General features: G+C 66.7%; 17 protein-coding genes and 1 pseudogene. 10 read left to right on the top strand and 8 right to left on the bottom strand.

The window, feature by feature from the left end:
• Positions 1-4: 4 nt before the first annotated feature.
• From pabB to ABIC90_RS00415, 3 genes are read left to right on the top strand one after another with little or no spacing between them, the layout of a single operon-like run.
• Positions 5-1,792 (top strand): aminodeoxychorismate synthase component I, encoded by a 1,788-nt coding sequence (pabB, locus tag ABIC90_RS00425; protein WP_436318152.1) that lies wholly within the window; start codon positions 5-7, stop codon positions 1,790-1,792.
• A gap of 51 nt (positions 1,793-1,843) precedes the next feature.
• A complete protein-coding gene (locus ABIC90_RS00420; RefSeq protein ID WP_354352065.1) occupies positions 1,844-2,353 on the top strand; it encodes a MerR family transcriptional regulator in 510 nt (169 codons plus the stop codon).
• Positions 2,265-2,723 (top strand): carboxymuconolactone decarboxylase family protein, encoded by a 459-nt coding sequence (locus ABIC90_RS00415; RefSeq protein WP_354352064.1) that lies wholly within the window; start codon positions 2,265-2,267, stop codon positions 2,721-2,723. The genes ABIC90_RS00420 and ABIC90_RS00415 overlap by 89 nt, the downstream gene beginning before the upstream one ends.
• Positions 2,724-2,830: 107 nt before the next feature.
• On the opposite strand, the gene ettA is transcribed toward ABIC90_RS00415, so the two are convergent.
• Positions 2,831-4,492 carry an energy-dependent translational throttle protein EttA gene (gene ettA / locus ABIC90_RS00410; protein ID WP_354352063.1) on the bottom strand — a complete coding sequence of 554 codons (1,662 nt, stop codon included), beginning with the start codon at positions 4,490-4,492 and terminating at the stop codon, positions 2,831-2,833.
• Between the two features lie 297 nt (positions 4,493-4,789).
• Here ettA and ABIC90_RS00405 point away from each other — a divergent pair, with 297 nt between their 5' ends.
• Together ABIC90_RS00405 and ABIC90_RS00400 are read left to right on the top strand one after the other, a co-directional pair.
• Positions 4,790-6,607, top strand: coding sequence for a DEAD/DEAH box helicase (locus tag ABIC90_RS00405; protein WP_354352062.1), 1,818 nt, complete (start codon positions 4,790-4,792; stop codon positions 6,605-6,607).
• A 141-nt stretch (positions 6,608-6,748) separates the two neighbouring features.
• Positions 6,749-7,789, top strand: coding sequence for an endonuclease/exonuclease/phosphatase family protein (locus ABIC90_RS00400; RefSeq protein ID WP_354352061.1), 1,041 nt, complete (start codon positions 6,749-6,751; stop codon positions 7,787-7,789).
• A gap of 7 nt (positions 7,790-7,796) precedes the next feature.
• On the opposite strand, the gene ABIC90_RS00395 is transcribed toward ABIC90_RS00400, so the two are convergent.
• The 5 genes from ABIC90_RS00395 to ABIC90_RS00375 all read right to left on the bottom strand — a co-directional run bounded on the left by ABIC90_RS00395 (position 7,797) and on the right by ABIC90_RS00375 (position 12,968).
• The gene (locus ABIC90_RS00395) at positions 7,797-8,870 is read right to left on the bottom strand and encodes an ABC transporter ATP-binding protein (RefSeq protein WP_354352060.1); all 1,074 of its coding nucleotides are present in this window, start codon (positions 8,868-8,870) and stop codon (positions 7,797-7,799) included.
• Between the two features lie 19 nt (positions 8,871-8,889).
• The gene (locus tag ABIC90_RS00390; RefSeq protein ID WP_354352059.1) at positions 8,890-9,741 is read right to left on the bottom strand and encodes a carbohydrate ABC transporter permease; all 852 of its coding nucleotides are present in this window, start codon (positions 9,739-9,741) and stop codon (positions 8,890-8,892) included.
• An 82-nt stretch (positions 9,742-9,823) separates the two neighbouring features.
• Positions 9,824-10,705, bottom strand: a complete 882-nt coding sequence (locus ABIC90_RS00385; RefSeq protein ID WP_354352058.1) for a carbohydrate ABC transporter permease — start codon at positions 10,703-10,705, stop codon at positions 9,824-9,826.
• A 37-nt stretch (positions 10,706-10,742) separates the two neighbouring features.
• Positions 10,743-12,128: an ABC transporter substrate-binding protein gene (locus ABIC90_RS00380; protein WP_354352057.1), complete on the bottom strand. Its 1,386-nt coding sequence runs from the start codon at positions 12,126-12,128 to the stop codon at positions 10,743-10,745.
• A 96-nt stretch (positions 12,129-12,224) separates the two neighbouring features.
• On the bottom strand, positions 12,225-12,968 hold the full coding sequence (locus tag ABIC90_RS00375; protein WP_354352056.1) for a FadR/GntR family transcriptional regulator: 744 nt from the start codon (positions 12,966-12,968) through the stop codon (positions 12,225-12,227).
• 151 nt (positions 12,969-13,119) lie between these two features.
• Between ABIC90_RS00375 and ABIC90_RS00370 the strand changes: the two genes are divergently transcribed.
• The 5 genes and pseudogenes from ABIC90_RS00370 to ABIC90_RS00350 all read left to right on the top strand — a co-directional run bounded on the left by ABIC90_RS00370 (position 13,120) and on the right by ABIC90_RS00350 (position 17,766).
• Positions 13,120-14,856, top strand: a complete 1,737-nt coding sequence (locus ABIC90_RS00370; RefSeq protein ID WP_354352055.1) for an IlvD/Edd family dehydratase — start codon at positions 13,120-13,122, stop codon at positions 14,854-14,856.
• A gap of 1 nt (position 14,857) precedes the next feature.
• Positions 14,858-15,775 (top strand): 2-dehydro-3-deoxygalactonokinase, encoded by a 918-nt coding sequence (locus ABIC90_RS00365; RefSeq protein ID WP_354352054.1) that lies wholly within the window; start codon positions 14,858-14,860, stop codon positions 15,773-15,775.
• Complete coding sequence (locus ABIC90_RS00360) at positions 15,772-16,413, top strand: 2-dehydro-3-deoxy-6-phosphogalactonate aldolase (protein WP_354352053.1); 642 nt, start codon at positions 15,772-15,774, stop codon at positions 16,411-16,413. Before ABIC90_RS00365 ends, ABIC90_RS00360 begins: the two co-directional genes overlap by 4 nt.
• A 67-nt stretch (positions 16,414-16,480) precedes the next feature.
• Positions 16,481-17,224 (top strand): annotated as a pseudogene (locus ABIC90_RS00355) (aldolase); the annotation flags it as partial.
• A gap of 209 nt (positions 17,225-17,433) precedes the next feature.
• Positions 17,434-17,766 carry a hypothetical protein gene (locus ABIC90_RS00350; protein WP_354352052.1) on the top strand — a complete coding sequence of 111 codons (333 nt, stop codon included), beginning with the start codon at positions 17,434-17,436 and terminating at the stop codon, positions 17,764-17,766.
• A gap of 63 nt (positions 17,767-17,829) precedes the next feature.
• On the opposite strand, the gene ABIC90_RS00345 is transcribed toward ABIC90_RS00350, so the two are convergent.
• The gene (locus ABIC90_RS00345; RefSeq protein WP_354352051.1) at positions 17,830-18,546 is read right to left on the bottom strand and encodes an SDR family oxidoreductase; all 717 of its coding nucleotides are present in this window, start codon (positions 18,544-18,546) and stop codon (positions 17,830-17,832) included.
• Positions 18,547-18,598: 52 nt separating this feature from the next.
• Complete coding sequence (locus ABIC90_RS00340; protein WP_354352050.1) at positions 18,599-20,035, bottom strand: MATE family efflux transporter; 1,437 nt, start codon at positions 20,033-20,035, stop codon at positions 18,599-18,601.
• Positions 20,036-20,047 lie beyond the last annotated feature (12 nt).

Raw genomic sequence — 20,047 nt, 5'->3', positions numbered from 1 at the left:
CGGTTTGCGCTTGCAGACGCTGATCGATTTTGCCGAGCCGCAAGGCGACGGGTCCACGCGGCTGCGCGTGGCCTTTGGCGCGCCTTCGCAGGTGCTCGCGGCGCATGCGCCCGACGAGGTGCGGGCGGTGTTGGAGACAGTAGAGGCCTTGTCGCGCCAAGGCCGCTGGTGCGTGGGCTACCTGCGCTACGAGGCCGCAGCCGCCTTCGATCCTGCGTTTGCGGTGCATGTCGCGGGCGACGACGGGCCGCTGGCGTGGTTCGGCGTTCACGATGCCGCGCAACCCTGGCCTGAACCGGATGCGCCCGATGTCGAAGTGCCCACGGCCGATTGGCAAGCCGGCGTTTCGCGCGAGGCCTTCGACCGGAACATGCGGGCCATCCACCGTGCGATCGGCGACGGCGAGCTCTACCAGCTCAACTACACCGCGCCGCTGCGCGCCCTCTTCCATGGCGATGCGCGCGGCTGGTTCATGGCCTTGCGCCGTGCGCAGCCCGACGGCTACGCCGCCTTCATCGACACCGGCGACGAGCAGGTGCTGTCGGTATCGCCCGAGCTGTTCTTCGACTGGCGGGGCGACCGCATCCTGGCCCGCCCGATGAAGGGCACGGCGCCGCGCGGCGCGACGCAGGCCGAGGACGAGGCACTGGCACTCCGGCTGCGCACCGAGCCCAAGGAGCGCGCCGAGAACGTGATGATCGTGGACCTGATCCGCAACGACCTCTCGCGCGTGGCGCAGCCCTTTTCGGTGCGCGTGCCACGGCTCTTTCACACCGAGGCGCTGCCCACGGTGTGGCAGATGACCTCCGACGTCGAGGCCCAGGTGCGCGACGGCGTCTCGCTGGTGGATGTGTTCTCGGCCCTCTTTCCCTGCGGCTCGATCACGGGCGCGCCCAAGGTCAGCGCGATGCGCATGATCCGCGACCTGGAGCTCGAGGCGCGCGGCGTGTACTGCGGCGCCGTGGGCGTGGTGCGGCCGGGCGGACATGCGACCTTCAACGTGCCGATACGCACCGTGACGCTGCGCGGCACCGAGGCACGCTGCGGCATCGGCAGCGGCATCACGGCCGATGCGCGGGCCGATGCGGAGTGGGAAGAGTGGCGGCACAAGCGGGCCTTTTTGAGCCCGGGATCGGGCCGCGCGGGCGTATCGTCCCCAGCCATGGATTCCTTCGAACTGCTGGAGACGCTGGCACTGAACGACGGCATGCTGCGCGATGCGCCCTCGCACCTGGCGCGCATGCAAAAAGCGGCGGCGCACTTCGGCCACCCGTGGAACGAAGCGCGGGTGGCGGCATGCCTCAAGCGCCTCGGCGACGCCCATGCCACGGGCTCATGGCGCGTGCGCCTCTTGCTCGACGCACACGGCCAGCCGCGCGCCGAAGCCTTCGCCATGGATGCCGCCCCGGCGCGCGTGCAGTTGCAACTGGCCTCTCGCGCCTTCGATGAAGCGGAAAGCGAGTTCTCCCGCTTCAAGACCACGCGCCGCGCGCACTACGAGGCCTTTGCGCCCACCGCGTCAGGCGTGTTCGACACGCTGCTGTGGAACCGCCACGGCGAGATCACCGAATGCACGCGCGGCAACATCGCCCTGCGGCTTGACGGCCGATGGGTCACGCCCCCGCTGCACTGCGGCCTACTCGACGGCATCGGCCGCGCCCAGCGCCTGCAAAGCGGCCAGCTTGCCGAAGCCGTCGTGCGGGTGGACGATCTGCCCCGCGTGCAGGCCTTGGCCTTCGTCAACAGCCTGCGCGGCTGGATCGATGCCGATCTCCTGCCTCCGCACGAATAGTTCGACAAAGCGCTTGACTTAGAGCGCGCTCCAACTTCGAGAATCAACGCCATGGAAACCAGCCTGACCATCGCGCAAGTCGCACAGCGCACCGGCCTCACGGCCCACACGCTGCGCTACTACGAGCGCATCGGCCTGATCTCCGCGGTGTCTCGCGCACCGGGGGGCCAGCGCCGCTACGCGAGCGCCGACATGGACTGGCTGGCTTTCCTGTTGCGCCTGCGCGAGACCGGCATGCCCATCCAGGGCATGCAGGCCTTCGCCGGGCTTCGAAGCCAGGGGGACGCCAGCGTCGGCGAACGGCGCGAGATGCTCGAAGCGCATCTCGCCGAGGTTCAGGCCCGGGTGAAGGCGCTGCAGCAATCGATGCAGGCGCTGTCGACCAAGATCGCGCATTACCGTGCGATCGAGGCCAAGGGCAAGACGAAGCGTCCTTCGTTGTCGGGCACTGCCCCGGAAAGAAAGACGAGCGATGACGAACACACAGGCCAATCTGAACAACAACAGCGACAACCTGCGCTACGAGCGCGGGCTGGCCAAGCTCCAGGAAATCGACGGTGACGGCGGCGTCAAGGTGGTCGAAAGCCTGGCAGACATCGCCCCTGATTTTGCGCGCCTGCTGATCGAGTTTCCGTTCGGCGATATCTATTCGCGCCCGGGCCTGGACCTGCGCTCGCGCGAAATCGCGGTGGTGGCTGCACTCACCGCCATGGGCAATGCGGCGCCGCAGCTGAAGGTGCACATCCAGGGCGCGCTGAATGTCGGCGTGACACGCACTGAAATCATCGAAGTCATCATGCAGATGGCCGTGTACGCGGGATTTCCGGCGGCGCTCAACGGCATCACCGCAGCGCGCGAGGTGTTTGCGATGGACGATGAAAAAAGCGCGCGGCCCCCTGTGGAACCGCGCGCTCTTGCCGAAGCGATCTAAGGCCTCTTCCAGAAACACCGAGGAACCGGCTTTGCCGGGCCTCTGGTGTTGCCCCCGGTAGGGGGTTGGCGCAGCGACACGAAGTGCGCGCAGCCTGGGGGCGAGCCTTACTTGAGCGCCTTGTAGCGCATGCGCTTGGGCTTGGCGCCTTCTTCGCCCAGGCGCTTCTTCTTGTCGGCTTCGTACTCCTGGTAGTTGCCGTCGAAGAAGGTCCACTGGCTGTCGCCTTCGGCCGCGAGGATGTGCGTGGCGATGCGGTCGAGGAACCAGCGGTCATGGCTGATCACCATGACCGTGCCGGCGAATTCGAGCAGCGCGTCTTCGAGCGCTCGCAGGGTTTCGACGTCCAGGTCGTTCGAGGGTTCGTCCAGCAGCAGCACGTTGCCGCCCGCGATCAGCGTCTTGGCCAGGTGCAGCCGGCCGCGTTCACCGCCCGACAGCGTGCCGACCTTCTTCTGCTGGTCCGCGCCGTTGAAGTTGAAGCGGCCCGCATACGCGCGGCTGGCCATCTGGAACTTGCCGACGTTGATGATGTCCAGGCCGTTCGAGATGTCTTCCCACACGGTCTTCTGGTTGGCCAGCTCGTCGCGGTGCTGGTCGACGAAAGCCATCTTGACGGTCGAGCCGATGATGACTTCGCCGCTGTCCGGCTGTTCCTTGCCCGCGAGCAGCTTGAAGAGCGTCGACTTGCCGGCGCCGTTCGGGCCGATGATGCCGACGATCGCGCCCGGCGGCACGGTGAAGCTCAGGTTGTCGATCAGCATGCGGTCGCCGAAGGACTTGCTGACGCCGTGGAATTCGAACACCTGCTGGCCCAGCCGCTCCGCCACAGGAATGAAGATTTCCTGTGTTTCGTTGCGCTTCTGGTATTCCATGTCGCTCAGCTCTTCGAAGCGGGCCAGGCGCGACTTGCTCTTGGCCTGGCGTGCCTTCGGGTTCTGGCGCGACCACTCCAGTTCCTTCTTGAGCGCCTTGGCGTGGGCTTCTTCGCTCTTCTGCTCCTGCGCCAGGCGTTCGCCCTTCTGCTCGAGCCAGGTGCTGTAGTTGCCCTTCCAGGGAATGCCGCGACCGCGGTCCATTTCCAGGATCCACTCGGCCGCGTTGTCCAGGAAGTAGCGATCGTGGGTGATGGCCACCACGGTGCCCGTGAAGCGCTGCAGGAACACTTCGAGCCACTCCACCGATTCGGCGTCCAGGTGGTTGGTCGGCTCGTCGAGCAGCAGCATGTCGGGCTTGGACAGCAACAGGCGGCACAGCGCCACGCGCCGCTTTTCGCCGCCTGACAAGAGGCCGATCTTCGCGTCCCACGGCGGGAGGCGGAGGGCATCGGCGGCGATTTCGAGCTGATGCTCCGAATCGGTGCCGGCGGTGGCGATGATGGCTTCGAGCTGCGCCTGCTCGGCCGCCAGCGCGTCGAAGTCGGCGTCTTCGGCACCGTAGGCGATGTACACCTCTTCGAGGCGTGCCTTGGCCGCAAACACCGCGCCCATGGACTCCTCGACCGATTCGCGCACCGTGTGCTCGTTGTTGAGCTTGGGTTCCTGCTCCAGATAGCCGATGGTCATGCCCGGCATGGGGAGCGCCTCGCCCTCGAATTCCTTGTCCACACCCGCCATGATCTTGAGCAGCGTGGACTTGCCCGAGCCGTTCAGGCCGAGCACGCCGATCTTGGCGCCGGGGAAGAAAGAGAGCGAAATGTCCTTCAAGAGCTGCCGCTTGGGCGGCACGGTCTTGCTGACGCGGTTCATCGAATAGACGTATTGAGCCATCTGTGGAAAGTTACCTTGGGTAGCGGAAATTGGGGGAAAAGCGCGGGCGCCAGAACAACGCATCCGGACGCGGCAAACCACCGATTATCGACTCATGCGACAATCCACCCCGTTGCCGGGTCCAGTTGCCCGCAACACCGGCTCTCTGCCGGGGACGAAGAAGACCCTATCAGACCGTTTTTACAACGGGTTTTCCGGCTCCCACCCCTGACCTTCATCTGCCTTGACTGGCTAGGCGTCAACAAGACGCCAAGCGGGCCGATACCACTGCGCCGTGTATGGCGCTTATTGTTTCCAATGAATTTTGATGAACTGAAGCTGGCTCCCGCCATCTTGAAGGCTGTGCACGAGCACGGTTACGACACCCCCACGCCCATCCAGGCGCAAGCCATCCCCGCCGTCCTCGAAGGCCACGACCTGCTCGGCGGCGCGCAAACGGGCACCGGCAAGACCGCAGCCTTCACGCTGCCCATGCTGCACAAGCTCACCATGAGCCGCAGCGCCACCAACAAGTTCGGCGGCATCGGCATCCGCGCCCTGGTGCTCACCCCCACCCGCGAACTCGCGGCGCAGGTCGAAGAGTCGGTGCGCACCTACGGCAAATACCTGCAGCTTGACTCCACCGTGATCTTCGGCGGCGTCGGCATGAACCCGCAGATCAGCAAGCTCAAGAAGGGCGTCGACATCCTCGTGGCCACCCCCGGCCGCCTGCTCGACCTGCAGCAGCAAGGCATGCTGGACCTGAGCCAGGTGCAGATGCTCATCCTGGACGAAGCCGACCGCATGCTGGACATGGGCTTCATCCACGACGTGAAGAAGATCCTGGCCCTGGTGCCCAAGGAAAAGCAGAGCCTGCTGTTCTCGGCCACCTTCAGCGACGAAATCCGCGACCTGGCCGCCACGCTGCTGAAGAACCCGCAAAGCATCCAGGTCACGCCGCGCAACACCACTGTGCAGCGCATCACCCAGGTGATCCACCCCGTGGGCCGCGGCAAGAAGAAGGCGCTGCTCGCGCACATCATCAACGAGAACAAGTGGAGCCAGGTGCTCGTGTTCACGCGCACCAAGTTCGGCGCCAACAGCGTGGCCGAGTTCCTCACCAAAAACGGCATCGAGGCGATGGCGCTGCACGGCAACAAGAGCCAGAGCGCCCGCACGCAGGCGCTGGCCGGCTTCAAGACCGGCGACATCCGCGCGCTGGTGGCCACCGACATTGCCGCCCGCGGCATCGACATCGACGAGCTGCCGCACGTCGTGAACTACGAGATTCCGAACGTCAGCGAAGACTACGTTCACCGCATCGGCCGCACCGGCCGTGCCGGCTCGAGCGGCGAGGCCGTGAGCTTCGTGTGCCTGGACGAAGAAGGCTTCATGCAGGAAATCGAACGCTTCACCAAGCAGACGATTCCGGTCCAGATCGTCGAGGGCTTCGGCCCTGAAGACAACGAGCGCGCCGAGCCGATCGCCATGGGTCGCCAGACGATCTGGGGCGGCGCCGGCCGTCCGCCGAGCCGCGACGTGATGCAGGCAGCCGCCAAGGCCGCCCGCACCGAGATGCTCTCGCGCATCCGCGAGAACAAGGCCGGCCAGGGCGGCGGTGAGCGCGCTGGCGGCGGTGGTGGCGGCGGCGGTCAACGCCGTGGTGGCGGCCAGGGCGGCGGCGGTGGTGGTGGCCAAGGCCGCAACGCCAATGGCGGCGGCCAAGGCCAGGGCCAAGGCCCGCGCGGCCAGGGCGCACGCGCACCGCAAGGACGCGGTCCGCAAGGTCCGGCACGCACACCGCACCATGTGCCGCACCAGAACCATCTGCCGCACGACGAGCGCCAACCGCGCCATCACGGCAACAGCCACAGCCCGACGCAGGCCAACCAGGTCGCGCACCTGCGTGCCGAGGCGGTCACCGGTGGCGAAGGCCAGCCGGATCCGTTGCGCACGAGCGTCGACCACATGGGTGGCGGACGCGGTCGCGGTCGTCCGGGTGGCGGCGGCGGTGGTGGCGGCTACGGCGGCAATCGCTCGGGCGGCGGTGGCCGTTCGGGTGGCGGCGGTGGTGGTTACGGCGGCGGCGGTGGTGGTCGCTCGGGTGGCGGCGGTGGCCGTTCGTTCGGTCGCTGAATTCCGCGAACAGCACGGGCAGGACATCTGCCCCGCACATGAATCAAGGGCACTTCGGTGCCCTTTTTCTTTGCGGTGACAGCGCCACGGTGACGCGCGGGAAGGATCAACGCAAATGACTCGGGCCACAATCGTCCCGCCATGCAATACATCCCACCCAACTACGCCACCCTCTTCGTAGCCACCTGCAACCTGCTCAACCTCGCGAACCCCCACCGCGTGTATTACGAGAACCAGGACGCCTACAACGAGCGCGAGTACGAGCGAAAGATCGACTGGATCGGCGAGCGCTTCCATGCGCTCAATGCCGATGTGCTGGCGGTGCAGGAGGTGTGGGACGAAGCGGCGCTGAGGGCGGCCATTGCGCGCAGCGGCCTGCGCTACGACTTCGTGTCCGTGCCCGGTGCCGAGAACACCCCGCCGTCCGGGAGCCCGCCGGGCACGCCGGCGAGGCCAGGTGCGCAGGGCACGCCGCGCGTAGGCATCGCCACGCGCCTGCAGGTGGACAACGTCCGGTCCTTCGTCGACTTCCCGCCGGGCTTCGGCGTCGAGGTTCCCGGGCTCGGTGCGCACACGCGCTTCGAGCGCCCGCCTTTCCTGGTCACGCTGCGCATGAAGCACGGCCAGCAGGTGCATGTGCTCACGGTGCACCTCAAGTCCAAGCGCCCCAAGTTCCTGCAGGACGCGCAAGGCCATCACCTGGAAGACCGAGACGACCGCAAGGTGGGCGTGATGGCTTCGCTGCGTTCGCTGTTGATGCGCGGCGCGGAGGCCGCGGCCCTGCGCTGCATCGTCATCGACCTGCTGCTGGACACCAACACGCCGCTGGTGGTGATGGGCGACTTCAACGACAACCCGCACAGCGTGACCACGCAGCTGGTGGCCGCCACCTCCGAGGTGGCCTACGACAAGGCCGCGCGCGACGTGGCGCTGTTCAACGCCTACGAGATGCAGGGCGAGTCGGCACTGAAGAAGGACGTGGCCTATTCCCACATCCACCAGGGGTTTCCGGACGTGCTCGACCAGATCCTGGTGAGCGAGGAATTCATCGCCAGCAGCCGGCGCAGCCTGGGCGACGTGCGGCGGGTCGACTACTTCAACGACCACCTGCACGAGGGGCGCGACCGCTCGCGCTCGGACCACGGCTTCGTGCGCGCGCTGCTGCGGCTGCGCACGGACTGAAGCGCGTTCAGCGCCCCATGCGCTTGCCGGTCTGCCGGTCGAACAAATGCACGCTCTCGGTGTCGATGGCCAGGCCCACGGTCTGGTCGGGCTTGGCGTCGACACGGCCGTGCACCGCCAGCACCAGCTTGGCTTCGCCGACCTGCACCAGCAGTTCGGTTTCGGCGCCCGTGGGCTCGACCACGATCACCTGCGCGTCGACCCCACTGCCCGGCGCACCCAGCGTGATGTCGCCCGGCCGCACGCCGTAGTGCACCGGCTGTCCGTCGGCCGCCGAAGTGCCCGCCGGCACCGGCCAGCGCGCGCCATGCGCCTCCACATGGCACTCGCCACCCGAGCGCCGCACCGTGCCCTCGATCACGTTCATCGACGGCGAGCCGATGAACTGCGCGACGAAAAGGTTGTCGGGCCGGTCGTACAGGTCGAGCGGGGTGCCGATCTGCTCGACGATGCCGTCATGCATCACCACGATGCGGTCGGCCATGGTCATGGCCTCGATCTGGTCGTGCGTGACGTAGACGGTGGTGGTCTTCAGGCGCTGGTGCAGCGCCTTGATCTCGGCGCGCATCGCCACGCGCAGCTTGGCGTCCAGGTTGGAGAGCGGCTCGTCGAACAAGAACACCTTCGGATCGCGCACGATCGCGCGGCCCATGGCCACGCGCTGGCGCTGCCCGCCCGAGAGCTCGCGTGGATAGCGACCCAGCAGCGCATCGAGGTTCAGGATCTTCGCGGCGCGCATCACGCGCTCGTCGGTCACCGACTTTTCGGCATTGCGCAAGCGCAGGCTGAAGCCCATGTTCTCGCCCACCGTCATGTGCGGATAGAGCGCGTAGCTCTGGAACACCATGGCGATGTCGCGGTCCTTCGACTCCAGGTCGTTGACCACGCGCCCGTCGATCATGATCTCGCCGCCGCTGATGTCCTCCAGGCCCGCGAGCATGCGCAGCAGCGTCGACTTGCCGCAGCCCGAAGGCCCGACCAACACCACGAACTCGCCGTCGGTGATGTCGAAGCTCAGGCCCTGGATGATCTGGACCTTGCCGAAGGATTTCTGGATATTGCGAAAAGATACGGATGCCATGTGTTGTTCCTGAAATCGTTCAGCTCTTGACGGCGCCGGCAGTCAGGCCGCCGACCATGTAGCGCTTGAAGGCGTAGTAGATCGCCGCTGGCGGCAGGGCATAGATCAGGCCAGTGGCCATCAGCAGCTCCCACGGCGAATCGTCGGCCGAGAGAAAGTTGCCCAGCGCCACCGCCAGCGTCACGCTCTTGTCGTTCGACAGCAGCAGGAAGGCATAAAGGTATTCGTTCCACGCCAGCAACAGCGAGTACGTGCCCACAGCCACCAGCGACGGCACCATCAGCGGCAGGTACACGAGGCGGAACAGTTGCAGCGGCGAGGCGCCGTCCATGCGCGCGGCTTCGTCGAGCTCGTAGGGCAGCTTGTCCGAGGCCTGCTTCAGCACCCAGATGCAGTACGGCGAGGCAATGGTCACCATCGCCAGGATCAGCGCCCACTGGCTGTTCAGGAGGCCGTAGTTGCCCATGGTCTTGTACATGGGCACCGCAAGGAAGGCTGCGGGAATGAAGTAGGTGAAGAGCGCCAGGTTCATCACCGTGCGCCCGCCCCGCACGCGCAGCCGGCTGATGGCGAATGCGGCCGTGGTGGCAACGAAAAGCGTGATCGCACCCACCGACACCGCGATCAGCAGCGAGTTGCCCAGCTGCACCCAGAAGTGGTCCAGGTAGAAGTGCTTCTGCTGGAACACCACACGGAAGTTGTCCAGCGTGGGGTTCTGGGGCCACAGGTTGCCCGAGGTGGCCGAGTCCTTCGCCGAGAAGGCGAACAACGCCATGTGATAGACCGGGATCAGCGTCCACAGCAGCACCGGGATGCCGATGAGCAGCAGCTTGGCCTCGGTCGCTATGGCCTTGGGGGTCCAGCGTTTCATTCCGCCCTCCGACGAGCCGCCTCTAGGAGGGCGGGCGTCCCCTCGGGGGGCAGCGAACACACGAAGTGATGAGCGTGGGGATTCATTTCGAGAGCCTCTTCATCATGAAGTAGACGAGGGGAAGGACTAGCGGCAGAGCGACGACGATAGACGCCATCGACAGGTCGACCTGGTCGAGCCGCAGATAGCGGATGCCCAGCGTGGCCAGCACATGCGTGAGGTCGGCGGGTCCGCCGCCGGTGAGCAGGTACACGCTGTTGAAATCGCCCAGCGTCCAGATCATCGAGAGGATCAACGAGGTGACGTACAGCGTCTTGAGCGCCGGCCAGCTCACGAAGCGGAATTTCTGCCAGGTCGAGGCACCGTCCACCGACGCGGCCTCGTACTGCTCGCCCGGAATCGCCAGCCGCCCCGCCAACAGGATCAGCGTCCAGAACGGCAGCGATTTCCAGATGTGAACCAGCATCGCCAGGCTCAGCGCGATGGTCGGATCGTTGAGCCAGTTGGGACCATCCGCGCCCGTCAGGCGAAAGATGGTGGTGTTGATCACGCCCCACTCGGGGTTGAGCATGAACCGAAACGACAGGATGGTGGGAATCGAGGGCATCGCCCACGGCAGGATGAAGATCGCCGAGACGACCTTGATCCACCAGCGCGTGTTGATGAAGAAGCCCGAGAGCACCAGCGCCACGAGCATCTTCACGTTGATCGCCACGACCAGGAAGATGGCGGTGTTGATCACCGAACGGAAGAAGATCGGGTCTTCGACCAGCTTCACGTAGCTTTGCGGATGGCGCGCGAGCCACAGCCCGTACCCCACCGGATAGAGCACGAACACCACGAACACCAGCAGGTAGGGCACGACCATGACCGCGCCCCAGAACTGCCAGCGCGCGTGCCGCGCCCCGAGATTGGCAACAGGCGCCCCGGACGGTGCAGGCGGCGCGGCGGTGGTAGTGCTCATGCGTTCAGACCCGGTGAAAGTGGTGTTCGCGTGCGGCTTACTGCGCCGCCACCGTCTTGATGCGCGCGATCATCTCGTCCACGGCCTTGTCCACCGGCACCTTGTCGGTGACCACGCGGCTCATGGCCTTGGCCCAGACGTTCTCGTTGTTGATCACGGTGAAGCGGTAGTTCTTGGTGAACTCGAAGGTCACGGTGCCGGCGGCGTACTGGTTGAACACCGACTTGCGATGCGAATCGGCCTGCCAGAACGGGCTCGCCTGCCCCGCCTTGGTCACCGGGAACCAGCGGCCCAGCGATCCCTCGACGTACGGCGTGAGGTTGTCTTCCTGCATGAGGAAGGCCACGAACTCCTTGGCGCGCGCCTTGTTCTTGGCGTCCTTGAACACCACGCCGGTCTTCACCGCGGTGCGGTAGACCATCTTGCCGCCGTCGGGCTTGCTCGGGAAACCGGCCGTGCGAATGCGCTCGGTGTAGTTCTTCCGCGCCTCTTCACGCTGCTCGGGCGTGAGCGTGGCGTTGTTGGAGTCGTCCAGCCACTTGGCCGGCAGCGAGATGGTCGCGTTGTGCGTCATCGCGATCGTCTTGTTGTGGAAGGCGACGTTGTTGTCCGGGTCCTTCCAGCTGGTGGACGAAGGCGGCGTGCAGCCCGTGAGGTAGGGCTTGGTGTAGTCGGTCATGGCGCTGATGAGGCCGGCGCGGACCTTGGGGTCGTCGACCAGGAGCTTGCCGTTGTCGTCCACCAGCTTGACGTTGTAGGCGTCCATGAAGGTCAGGAACGAATAGAAGGCGTCGCTCGAATCCACGCCCATCGGCATGCCGATGCCGAAGGTGCGCTTGCCGCTTTTCTGGCGGCTGGCGGGCTGCACTTTCTCGCACCAGAAAGACCAGTAGTCCTTCCAGTTGGTGGGAATGTCGCTTTCCTTGAAGCCGGCCTCGGTGAGCATGTCGAGCCAGTACTCGATGTGCATCGTCTGCTGCTTGATGGGGAAGGCGTAGTAGCCCTTGCCCTTGGTCTGGTCGTTGTAGAGGTACGTGGTCTCCAGCGTGTTGGGCGCGAAGCGGTCCTTCATGGGCGTGAGCACGCTGCCGATGTCTTCGAGCTTGCCGTCGAAGGCCCACTTGCCGGTGACCTGGAAGTCGTACACGTCGGCGTACGCCACGTCGGGCGGGCTGCCGGAGTCGAGCGCGGACACGGTCTTGGGGATCATGTCCTGCACCGGGTACTGCGACAGCTCGATCTTCACGTTCTTGTTCTTGTCCTCGAACTTCTTGATGGCGGCGAAGAGGGCATCGTCCTCCGCCTTGTAGAAGCCCTTGACCCACCAGACGGTGAGCTTCTCCTGGGCGGCGGCAGGACCTGCCGACGCCAACAACCCCAGCGCAAACAATGTCGGCGCTATCAGCGACTTCACGAGTTTCATGGTGTCTCCTTCTTCTTGGGTGGAAATGCCCGACTGGCGAGCTTGGGTGAAAAACAGGATGCGGACAACGAAGGCGGCGGGCTCTGCGGTGCCCGGCTAGCTCGCCTTGAGCCTGGGCGGCGGCCGGCTGAGCCTTGGCAGGCGCCGGCGCGAGCCGAGCACGTCCTCGATGTCTTGCCGCGCGCCGTCGATGAGACGGATGACCGCGCGCTCGGCCTTGCCCGGATCGTGCGCGATCACCGCGTCGAGCACCGCGCGGTGCATGGGCAGCGAGAGCGCGGGGCCGTCGGGCTTGGCGGTGGATATTTCGAAGCTGGTGCGCAGCAGCGCGTTGAGCGCCTTGCTCATCTGCGCCAGCATGCGGTTGCGCGCGGCGCTCAAAAGGCCGGTGTGAAAGCGCAGGTCGAAGGTGACGTAGTCGCCGCCGTTTTCCACGGCGTCCTTCATGCCTGCGTAGGCGCGTTCTATTTCGTCGATGTCCTTGGCGTCGGCCCGCTCGGCCGCGAGGCGCACGGCCGCGGGCTCGACCACGCGGCGCAGGTCCTGCAGGTCGCGCAGGAACTCGGGCGTGAGCCCGGCGCGGGACTGCCAGGTGATGACGTCGGGATCGAACCAGTTCCACTTGTCCTGCGGCAGCACGCGCGTGCCGACCTTAGGCCCGGTGACGATCAATCCCTTGGCCGCGAGCGATTTGATGGCCTCGCGCACCACGGTGCGGCTCACGCCGAGTTCCTCGCCCAGGATGGGCTCGGCCGGAATGGACGCACCGATCGCATAACGCCCCGCCACGATGGCTTCGCCGAGCAGTTCGAGCGTGCGACCGTGGATGTTCTTGATCATGCGAGGGATGTGAAAAACGGTATGCCGGCGTGCTGAAACTTCAAGGGTCCGGAGAGTAGTCAACGCTTATCATATGATGATTGAAATCATCGACCCGCAGGACAAACCCTGAGCCACAGAGCCGTAAGCGGGCGTAAACGGAGACAAGGCGATGAGCACTTCCCCCAAGAAAAAAACCAGCGAACTGCGCAGCCAGCAATGGTTCGGCCGCAACGACCGCGACGGTTTCATCTACCGCAGCTGGATGAAAGGCAAGGGCGTACCGCACGACCAGTTCGACGGCCGTCCGGTCATCGGCATCTGCAATACGTTCAGCGAACTCACGCCCTGCAACTCGCACTTCCGCACGCTGGCCGAGCAAGTGAAGATCGGTGTTTACGAGGCCGGCGGCTTTCCTCTGGAGTTTCCGGTGATGTCGCTCGGCGAGACGCTGCTGCGCCCCACCGCCATGCTGTACCGCAACCTCGCGAGCATGGACGTGGAAGAAAGCATTCGCGGCAATCCGCTGGATGGCGTGGTGCTGCTCATGGGCTGCGACAAGACCACGCCCGCGCTGATGATGGGCGCGGCCAGCGTCGACCTGCCGACCATCGGCGTCTCGGGCGGCCCGATGCTCTCGGGCAAGTGGCGCGGACAGGAACTGGGCTCGGGCACCGGCGTGTGGCAGATGAGCGAGCAGGTGCGCGCCGGCACGCTGAAGCTGCATGAATTTTTCGAGGCCGAGAGCTGCATGCACCGCAGCCACGGCCACTGCATGACGATGGGCACCGCGAGCACCATGGCCTGCATGGTCGAGGCGCTCGGCATCGGCCTGCCGGGCAATGCGGCCTACCCTGCCGTCGATGGCCGCCGCAACGTGCTGGCCCGACAAGCGGGCCGGCGCATCGTGGACATGGTGCATGAGGACATGAACATGTCGAAGATCCTCACGCGCGAGGCCATCGAGAACGCGATCAAGGTCAACGCGGCCGTGGGCGGCTCGACCAACCTCGTGATCCATCTGCTGGCCATTGCAGGCCGCATCGGCGTGGACCTCACGCTCGACGACTTCGACCGCCTCGCCTCCGAACTGCCCTGCCTGGTGAACCTGCAGCCCTCGGGCCAGTTCCTGATGGAAGACTTCTGCTACGCGGGCGGCCTGCCGGTGGTCATCAAGGAGATCGCCGAGCATCTGCACAAGGACATCCTCACCGTCACCGGCCAGAGCCTGTGGGACAACGTGAAGGACGCCGAAAACTACGGCCCGCAGGTCATCCGTCCGCTGGCCGAGCCCTTCAAGGAAAAGGCCGGCATCTGCGTGCTGCGCGGCAACCTCGCGCCCAACGGCGCGATCATCAAGCCCAGCGCGGCCACGCCCGAACTGCTGGTGCATAAGGGCCGCGCGGTGGTGTTCGAGAGCGCCGACGACCTGCACAAGCGCATCGACGACGAAGACCTGGACATCGACGAGCACTGCATCATGGTGCTCAAGAACTGCGGCCCCAAGGGCTACCCCGGCATGGCCGAGGCAGGCAACATGCCGCTGCCGCCCAAGGTATTGCGCCGCGGCATCACCGACATGGTCCGCATCAGCGACGCGCGCATGAGCGGCACGGCCTACGGCACGGTGGTGCTGCACACCGCGCCCGAGGCCGCGGCCGGTGGGCCGCTGGCATTGGTGCAGAACGGCGACATCGTCGAGCTCGATGTGCCCAACCGCAGGCTGCACCTGCATGTGAGCGACGAAGAGCTGGCCAGGCGCCGCGAACATTGGGTTGCACCGAAGGCACCGCTCGACTCGGGCTACTGGAAGCTCTATGTCGACACCGTGCTGCAGGCCGACCAGGGCGCCGACCTGGCTTTCCTGCGCGGCCGGCGCGGGGCTTTCGTGCCGCGCGACAATCACTGAGATGACAAGACTGGCAGCTATCGACTGGGGCACGAGTTCCCTGCGCGGCGCATTGCTCGACGCAAACGGCAAGGTGCTCGAAGAACGCAGCGACGCGCGCGGCATCCTCAAGGTGCCCGAAGGCGGGTTCCCCGCCGTTCTCGAATCGCTTTTCGGCGACTGGCTGCGCATCGAAGGCACGCGCTGCCTCATCTCCGGCATGGCCGGCAGCAAGCAGGGCTGGGTCGAGGCACCCTACTGCGCCTGCCCTGCGGGCCGCGTCGAAGTGGGCCGCAAGATCATCCGCATCGACACCATTCCCGGTGTTCACATTGCCATCGTGCCGGGCCTCAGCGACGAGCACGACGGCGTGCCCGATGTGATGCGCGGCGAGGAAGTGCAGATCTTCGGCGCGATGTCGCTCACCGGTTTGAGCGAAGGCCTCTTCGTGCTTCCCGGCACGCACAACAAGTGGGCCACGGTCAAGAACGGCCGCGTCGCGGGTTTTCGCACCTGCATGACGGGCGAGTTCTATGCGCTGCTGAGCCAGCATTCGATCCTTGCGCGCACGCTCGATGCAGCGGCGCCGCTCGACGAAGCCGCATTCCTGCAGGGTGTGACCCAATCCGGCAACGGCCAGGGCCTGCTGCACAACGCCTTCGGCGCGCGCACGCTGGCGCTGTTCGAGCGCATGCCCAGACAGGAGCTGTCGAGCTATCTCTCCGGCGTTCTCATCGGCGAAGAGCTGCGCACGCAATCGCTTCATGCGGTCGGCGAGGTGGTGCTCATCGGCTCGCCGGCGCTCACCGAGCGCTACGCGCTGGCGCTGCGCGCAACCGGCGTCGCCACGCGCACGCTGGGCTCCGAAGCAACCTGGGCGGGGCTGTATGCGCTCTCGGGCTTTGCGGTGGCAGACAACGGCAACACAATCGAGCCATGACCACGCCCATAGAAAAATTCAGCGCTGCGATGCGCGAGCTTCCACTTGTGGCCATTCTTCGCGGCCTCACGCCCGCCGAGGCGGCCGATGTGGGCGACGCCATCGTCGAGCCCGGCTTCCGGTTGCTCGAGGTGCCGCTCAATTCGCCCCAGCCCTTCGACAGCATCGCGCTGATGCGCAAGCGCTTTCCCCAGGCGCTGGTGGGCGCCGGCACGGTGCTCGGCGTGCAGCAGGTTCGCGAGGTGCATGCGGCCGGCGGCGAGCTGATCGTGTCGCCCAACTTCAATGCCGAGGTGATCGCCGAAGCCGTGCGGCTGGGCATGGTGTGCCTGCCGGGCGTGATGACGCCGACCGAGGCCTTCGGCGCGCTGGCTGCCGGTGCCACCGGGCTCAAGCTGTTTCCCGCCGAGCTGGCCTCGCCCGCGGTGGTGAAGGCGCTGCTCGCCGTGCTGCCCGCCGGCACGCCGGTGATGCCCGTGGGCGGCATCGGCCCCACGAACATGAGCCAATGGCGCGCGGCGGGCGCCGCCGGCTTCGGCATCGGCTCGGCGCTGTACAAACCCGGCAAGCGGGCCTCGGCGGTGCGCGACGACGCCAGGCAATTCATCGCGGCGTGGACCGGGATCATCGCCGCGTGATTTCCGCCTGATCCCAGCCTGATCCGCGCCACGCCGCGCAACAGCAGCAAAACAAAAAACCGGAGACCCCTCGATGTCCGCTGATTCCACCTACGCCAGCCCCGCCGTCCGCAAGCTGCGCGAAGACCTCGCGCTGGCCCTGCGTGCCGCTGCCCATCACGGCCTGTCCGAAGGCGTGTGCAACCACTTCAGCGTGATGCTGCCGGGCGCGCAAGACCGCTACCTCATCAACCCGCGCGGGCTGCACTGGAGCGAGATCGGCCCCGACGACATCGTGCTCATCGACGTGCACGGCGAAGTGCTCGCGGGCCGGCATCGCGTGGAGCCGACCGCGCTCTTCATCCACGGTGCGGTGCACCGGATCACGGGCCATGCGGTCGTGCTGCATTGCCACATGCCCTACGCCACGGCGCTCACGCTCACGGTCGACCGCGCGCTGGATCCGACCTCGAGCCAGAACGCGATGCGCTACATGAACCGCATTGCGATCGACACGGTCTACAACGGCCTGGCGCTCGACGATGCCGAGGGCGAGCGCATTGCCCGCGCCATGGCCGGCAAGGACGTGGCATTTCTCGCGAACCACGGCGTGGTCGTGGCGGGCGCCACCATCGCGCATGCCTACGACGACCTGTACTACCTGGAACGGGCGAGCCTGCACCAGGTGATCGCCCAATCGACCGGCCGACCGCTGGTGCCGGTCGATCCGAAGCTGGCCGCGCATGTGGCCGCGCAGATCCAGGGCGAGCGCGAGCAATCGGACCTGTTCTTCGAGGCGCTGCGCCGGATGCTGCCCGCGCCGCGCGGCTGAACGCACACCGACACGGCCTCCAGGCCTACATCCAACGGCACACCCGCGGCGGTGCACCGAGGGCGCCGCAGCCCTTAGGATGGGCACATGCCCTCCGACGCCATTTGCCGCAGGGGCTTACAGCTCTTCATCCGATTTCGCTCCAGCCTTACACAAGGTTCACATTAGGTGGCGAGGATGAGGCTTCCAACCACTCCAAGGGAGTTGCCATGAAAAAGCTCAGTTTCGCAATCGCCGCCGCCGCACTCATGTCGCTGGCCGCAATCAGTGCACCCGCGCAGGCCCAGCCCCGCGGGCCCTTCATCCAGGCCCAGGTGTACGTGGTGCCACCGCCGCCGCCGCGCCGCTACTACGCGCCGCCGCCGCCGCGACACGTTCATCCCGGCCATTACCGCGACGGCCGTCGGTATGACCATGGCCGTCGCTACGACCATGGCCGCCGCTGGGACGACCGCCGCCACTACAGCGGCCGCCGCGACAACGACCGGGACGGCGTGCCGAACCGCTACGACCGCCGGCCCAACAATCCTTACCGCTATTGATTGGCCACAGCCCGACCGACCACGACCCGGGCCGCGCGCCCGGGTTTTTCGTTCCGGCGCCGATCAGGCTGCCGCGCTTGCCGGCGGCGTTGCGTAAGCCGGCGTTTCGCTCGACAGGCTTTGCTTGAGCTGGCGCGAGACTTCGTCGGCCAGCACTTCGGGCTTGCCGGCTTCCACACCCGCAAGCGCCTGGCGCGCCACGTCGTCGGGCGAAGCCTTGGCGCCGGGCACATGGGCCGCCATGTCGGTGTCCATGAACGCCACATGCAGGCTCGTGACCTGGGTGCCCTGCCCCGCCAGTTCGTTGCGCAGGCCGTTGCTCAGCGACCATGCGGCCGACTTGGTCGTGCTGTAGGTCGCCACGCTCGGAAAGGTGGTCCAGCTCAGCGCCGACAGCACGTTGACGACCGCGCCGCCCCCGTTGGCCGCCAGCACGGGCGCGAAGGCCTGCGTCAGCGCCCAGGGGCCGAAGAAGTTGGTTTCGAACTCGGCCCGCGCGGCATCGACCGCACCTGCGCCCAGCAGGTTCGATCCGCGCGAGATGCCTGCGTTGTTGACCAGCAGCGTGACGTCGCCGCAGGCCGCCACCGCCGCGGCGATCTGCGCGGGTTGCGTCACGTCCAGCGGCACCGGGATCACGCCCGCGAGCGTGATGCTTTGGGGGTCGCGCGCGGCGCCGTACACCTTGCGCGCGCCCGCTGCCAGCGCGGCCTTGGCAAAAGACAGGCCGAGGCCGCGGTTGGCGCCGGTGATGAAGACGACGGAGTCCTTGATTTTCATGAGAAACCTTTCGTTGAAGAAATCGATCTGAAGCCGCTTTGGCGCGGCGTCATCAGGCCTGTGCCACCCGGCGCAGCAACCCGCTGGGCGTGCGCGGCCAGCCCACGCGGCCGAACCAGGCGCCGCCCGCAATCGCCGAAGCGATGACGATGCCGTACACCACCAGCGCCACGCCCTGCGCCGCGAACACGCCGGTGAGCCCGCCGCCCCAGCGCAAGGCCAGCCAGCCGCCCGTGCCGGCCACCGCAAGCCGCGCGATGTTGCCGAGCACCGGCCACATCAGGCGTCCCGCGCCCTGCGAGGCGAAATACAGCACCAGCCCCACGCCGAAGAAGCCATACAGCGGCCCCACCACGCGCAGGTAGTGCGCGCCTGTCTCCAGCATCGCGGGGTCGTTGCCGAACAGCAGCAGCCAGGGCCGCGGAAACAGCGCCGCCGCGAGGCCGATGGTTTCGGTCAGCGCAAAGGCCAGCCCCGCGCCGGCCCAGGTGGCGCGCAGCGCACGTTCGCGCTGCCCGGCACCCATGCAGGTGCCCACCATCGCAACCAGCGGCGCGCCCAGGCCGAACACCAACGGCACCAGGAGATATTCGAGCCGCGAGGCCGTGCCGTAGCCGGCCAGCGCGCCGGGGCCGAAGTGCCCCGACAACGCGGTCGCGATGCCGATGGACAGGTTGGTTGCCACCGTCGACACCGCACCCACCAGCCCGATGCTGAGGATGTCGCGGAACATGGGCCAGCGCAGCTTGAGCGCCGCAAGCGTGGGCTTGAGCAGGCTGCGCGGCGAACGCAGGTACACGATGAGCGCGATGGAACCCAGCAGGTAGTACAGCAGCAGCGCGATCGCGCCGCCGGCAATGCCCATGCCGGGAATCGGCCCCCAGCCGAAAATCAGCAACGGCGAGGCCGGGATGAGGAACACCACGCCCACCACCGTGACGTTGGCGGGCACCGACATGTTGCCGGTGCCGCGGATGATGGCGGAGAGCGAGTTGAAGAGCCACACCAGCACCGCGCCCGCGAACACCCAGTTCGAGTACGTGAGCGCCGCATCGAGCGACGGCCCGGTGCCGCCCATGAGGGTGTAGAGCCAGCGCCCGCCCAGCAGCAGCGCCAGCGAGAAGCACAGGCCGAAGCCCAGCGCGATGACCACCGCATGCCACACCAGCGCATCGGCATCGCCCCGGCGGCGTGCGCCGAGCGCGCGCGCAATCGACGAGGCGATGCCGCCGCCCACCGCGCCGCTGGAGGTCATCTGCATCAGCATGACGATGGGAAACACCAGCGCCATGCCCGCGAGCGCATCGGTGCCCAGCTTGCCGACGAAGTAGGTTTCGATGAGCCCGACGGAGGCCTGCGCCACCATCACGAGCACATTGGGGGCCGCCAGGCGCAGCAGCGTGGGGACGATGGGCGCCTCCAGCAGCCGGCGCGTGCGCGGGTCGAGGTCGGTGTTGGCGGTGTTGGCGGTGTTGGCGGGCGTGGTCATGGCTGTGGCCTC

This window comes from Variovorax boronicumulans, from assembly GCF_040544675.1.
Classification (GTDB): domain Bacteria; phylum Pseudomonadota; class Gammaproteobacteria; order Burkholderiales; family Burkholderiaceae_C; genus Variovorax; species Variovorax boronicumulans_D.
This window is presented reverse-complemented; position numbering and strand designations above follow the sequence as displayed.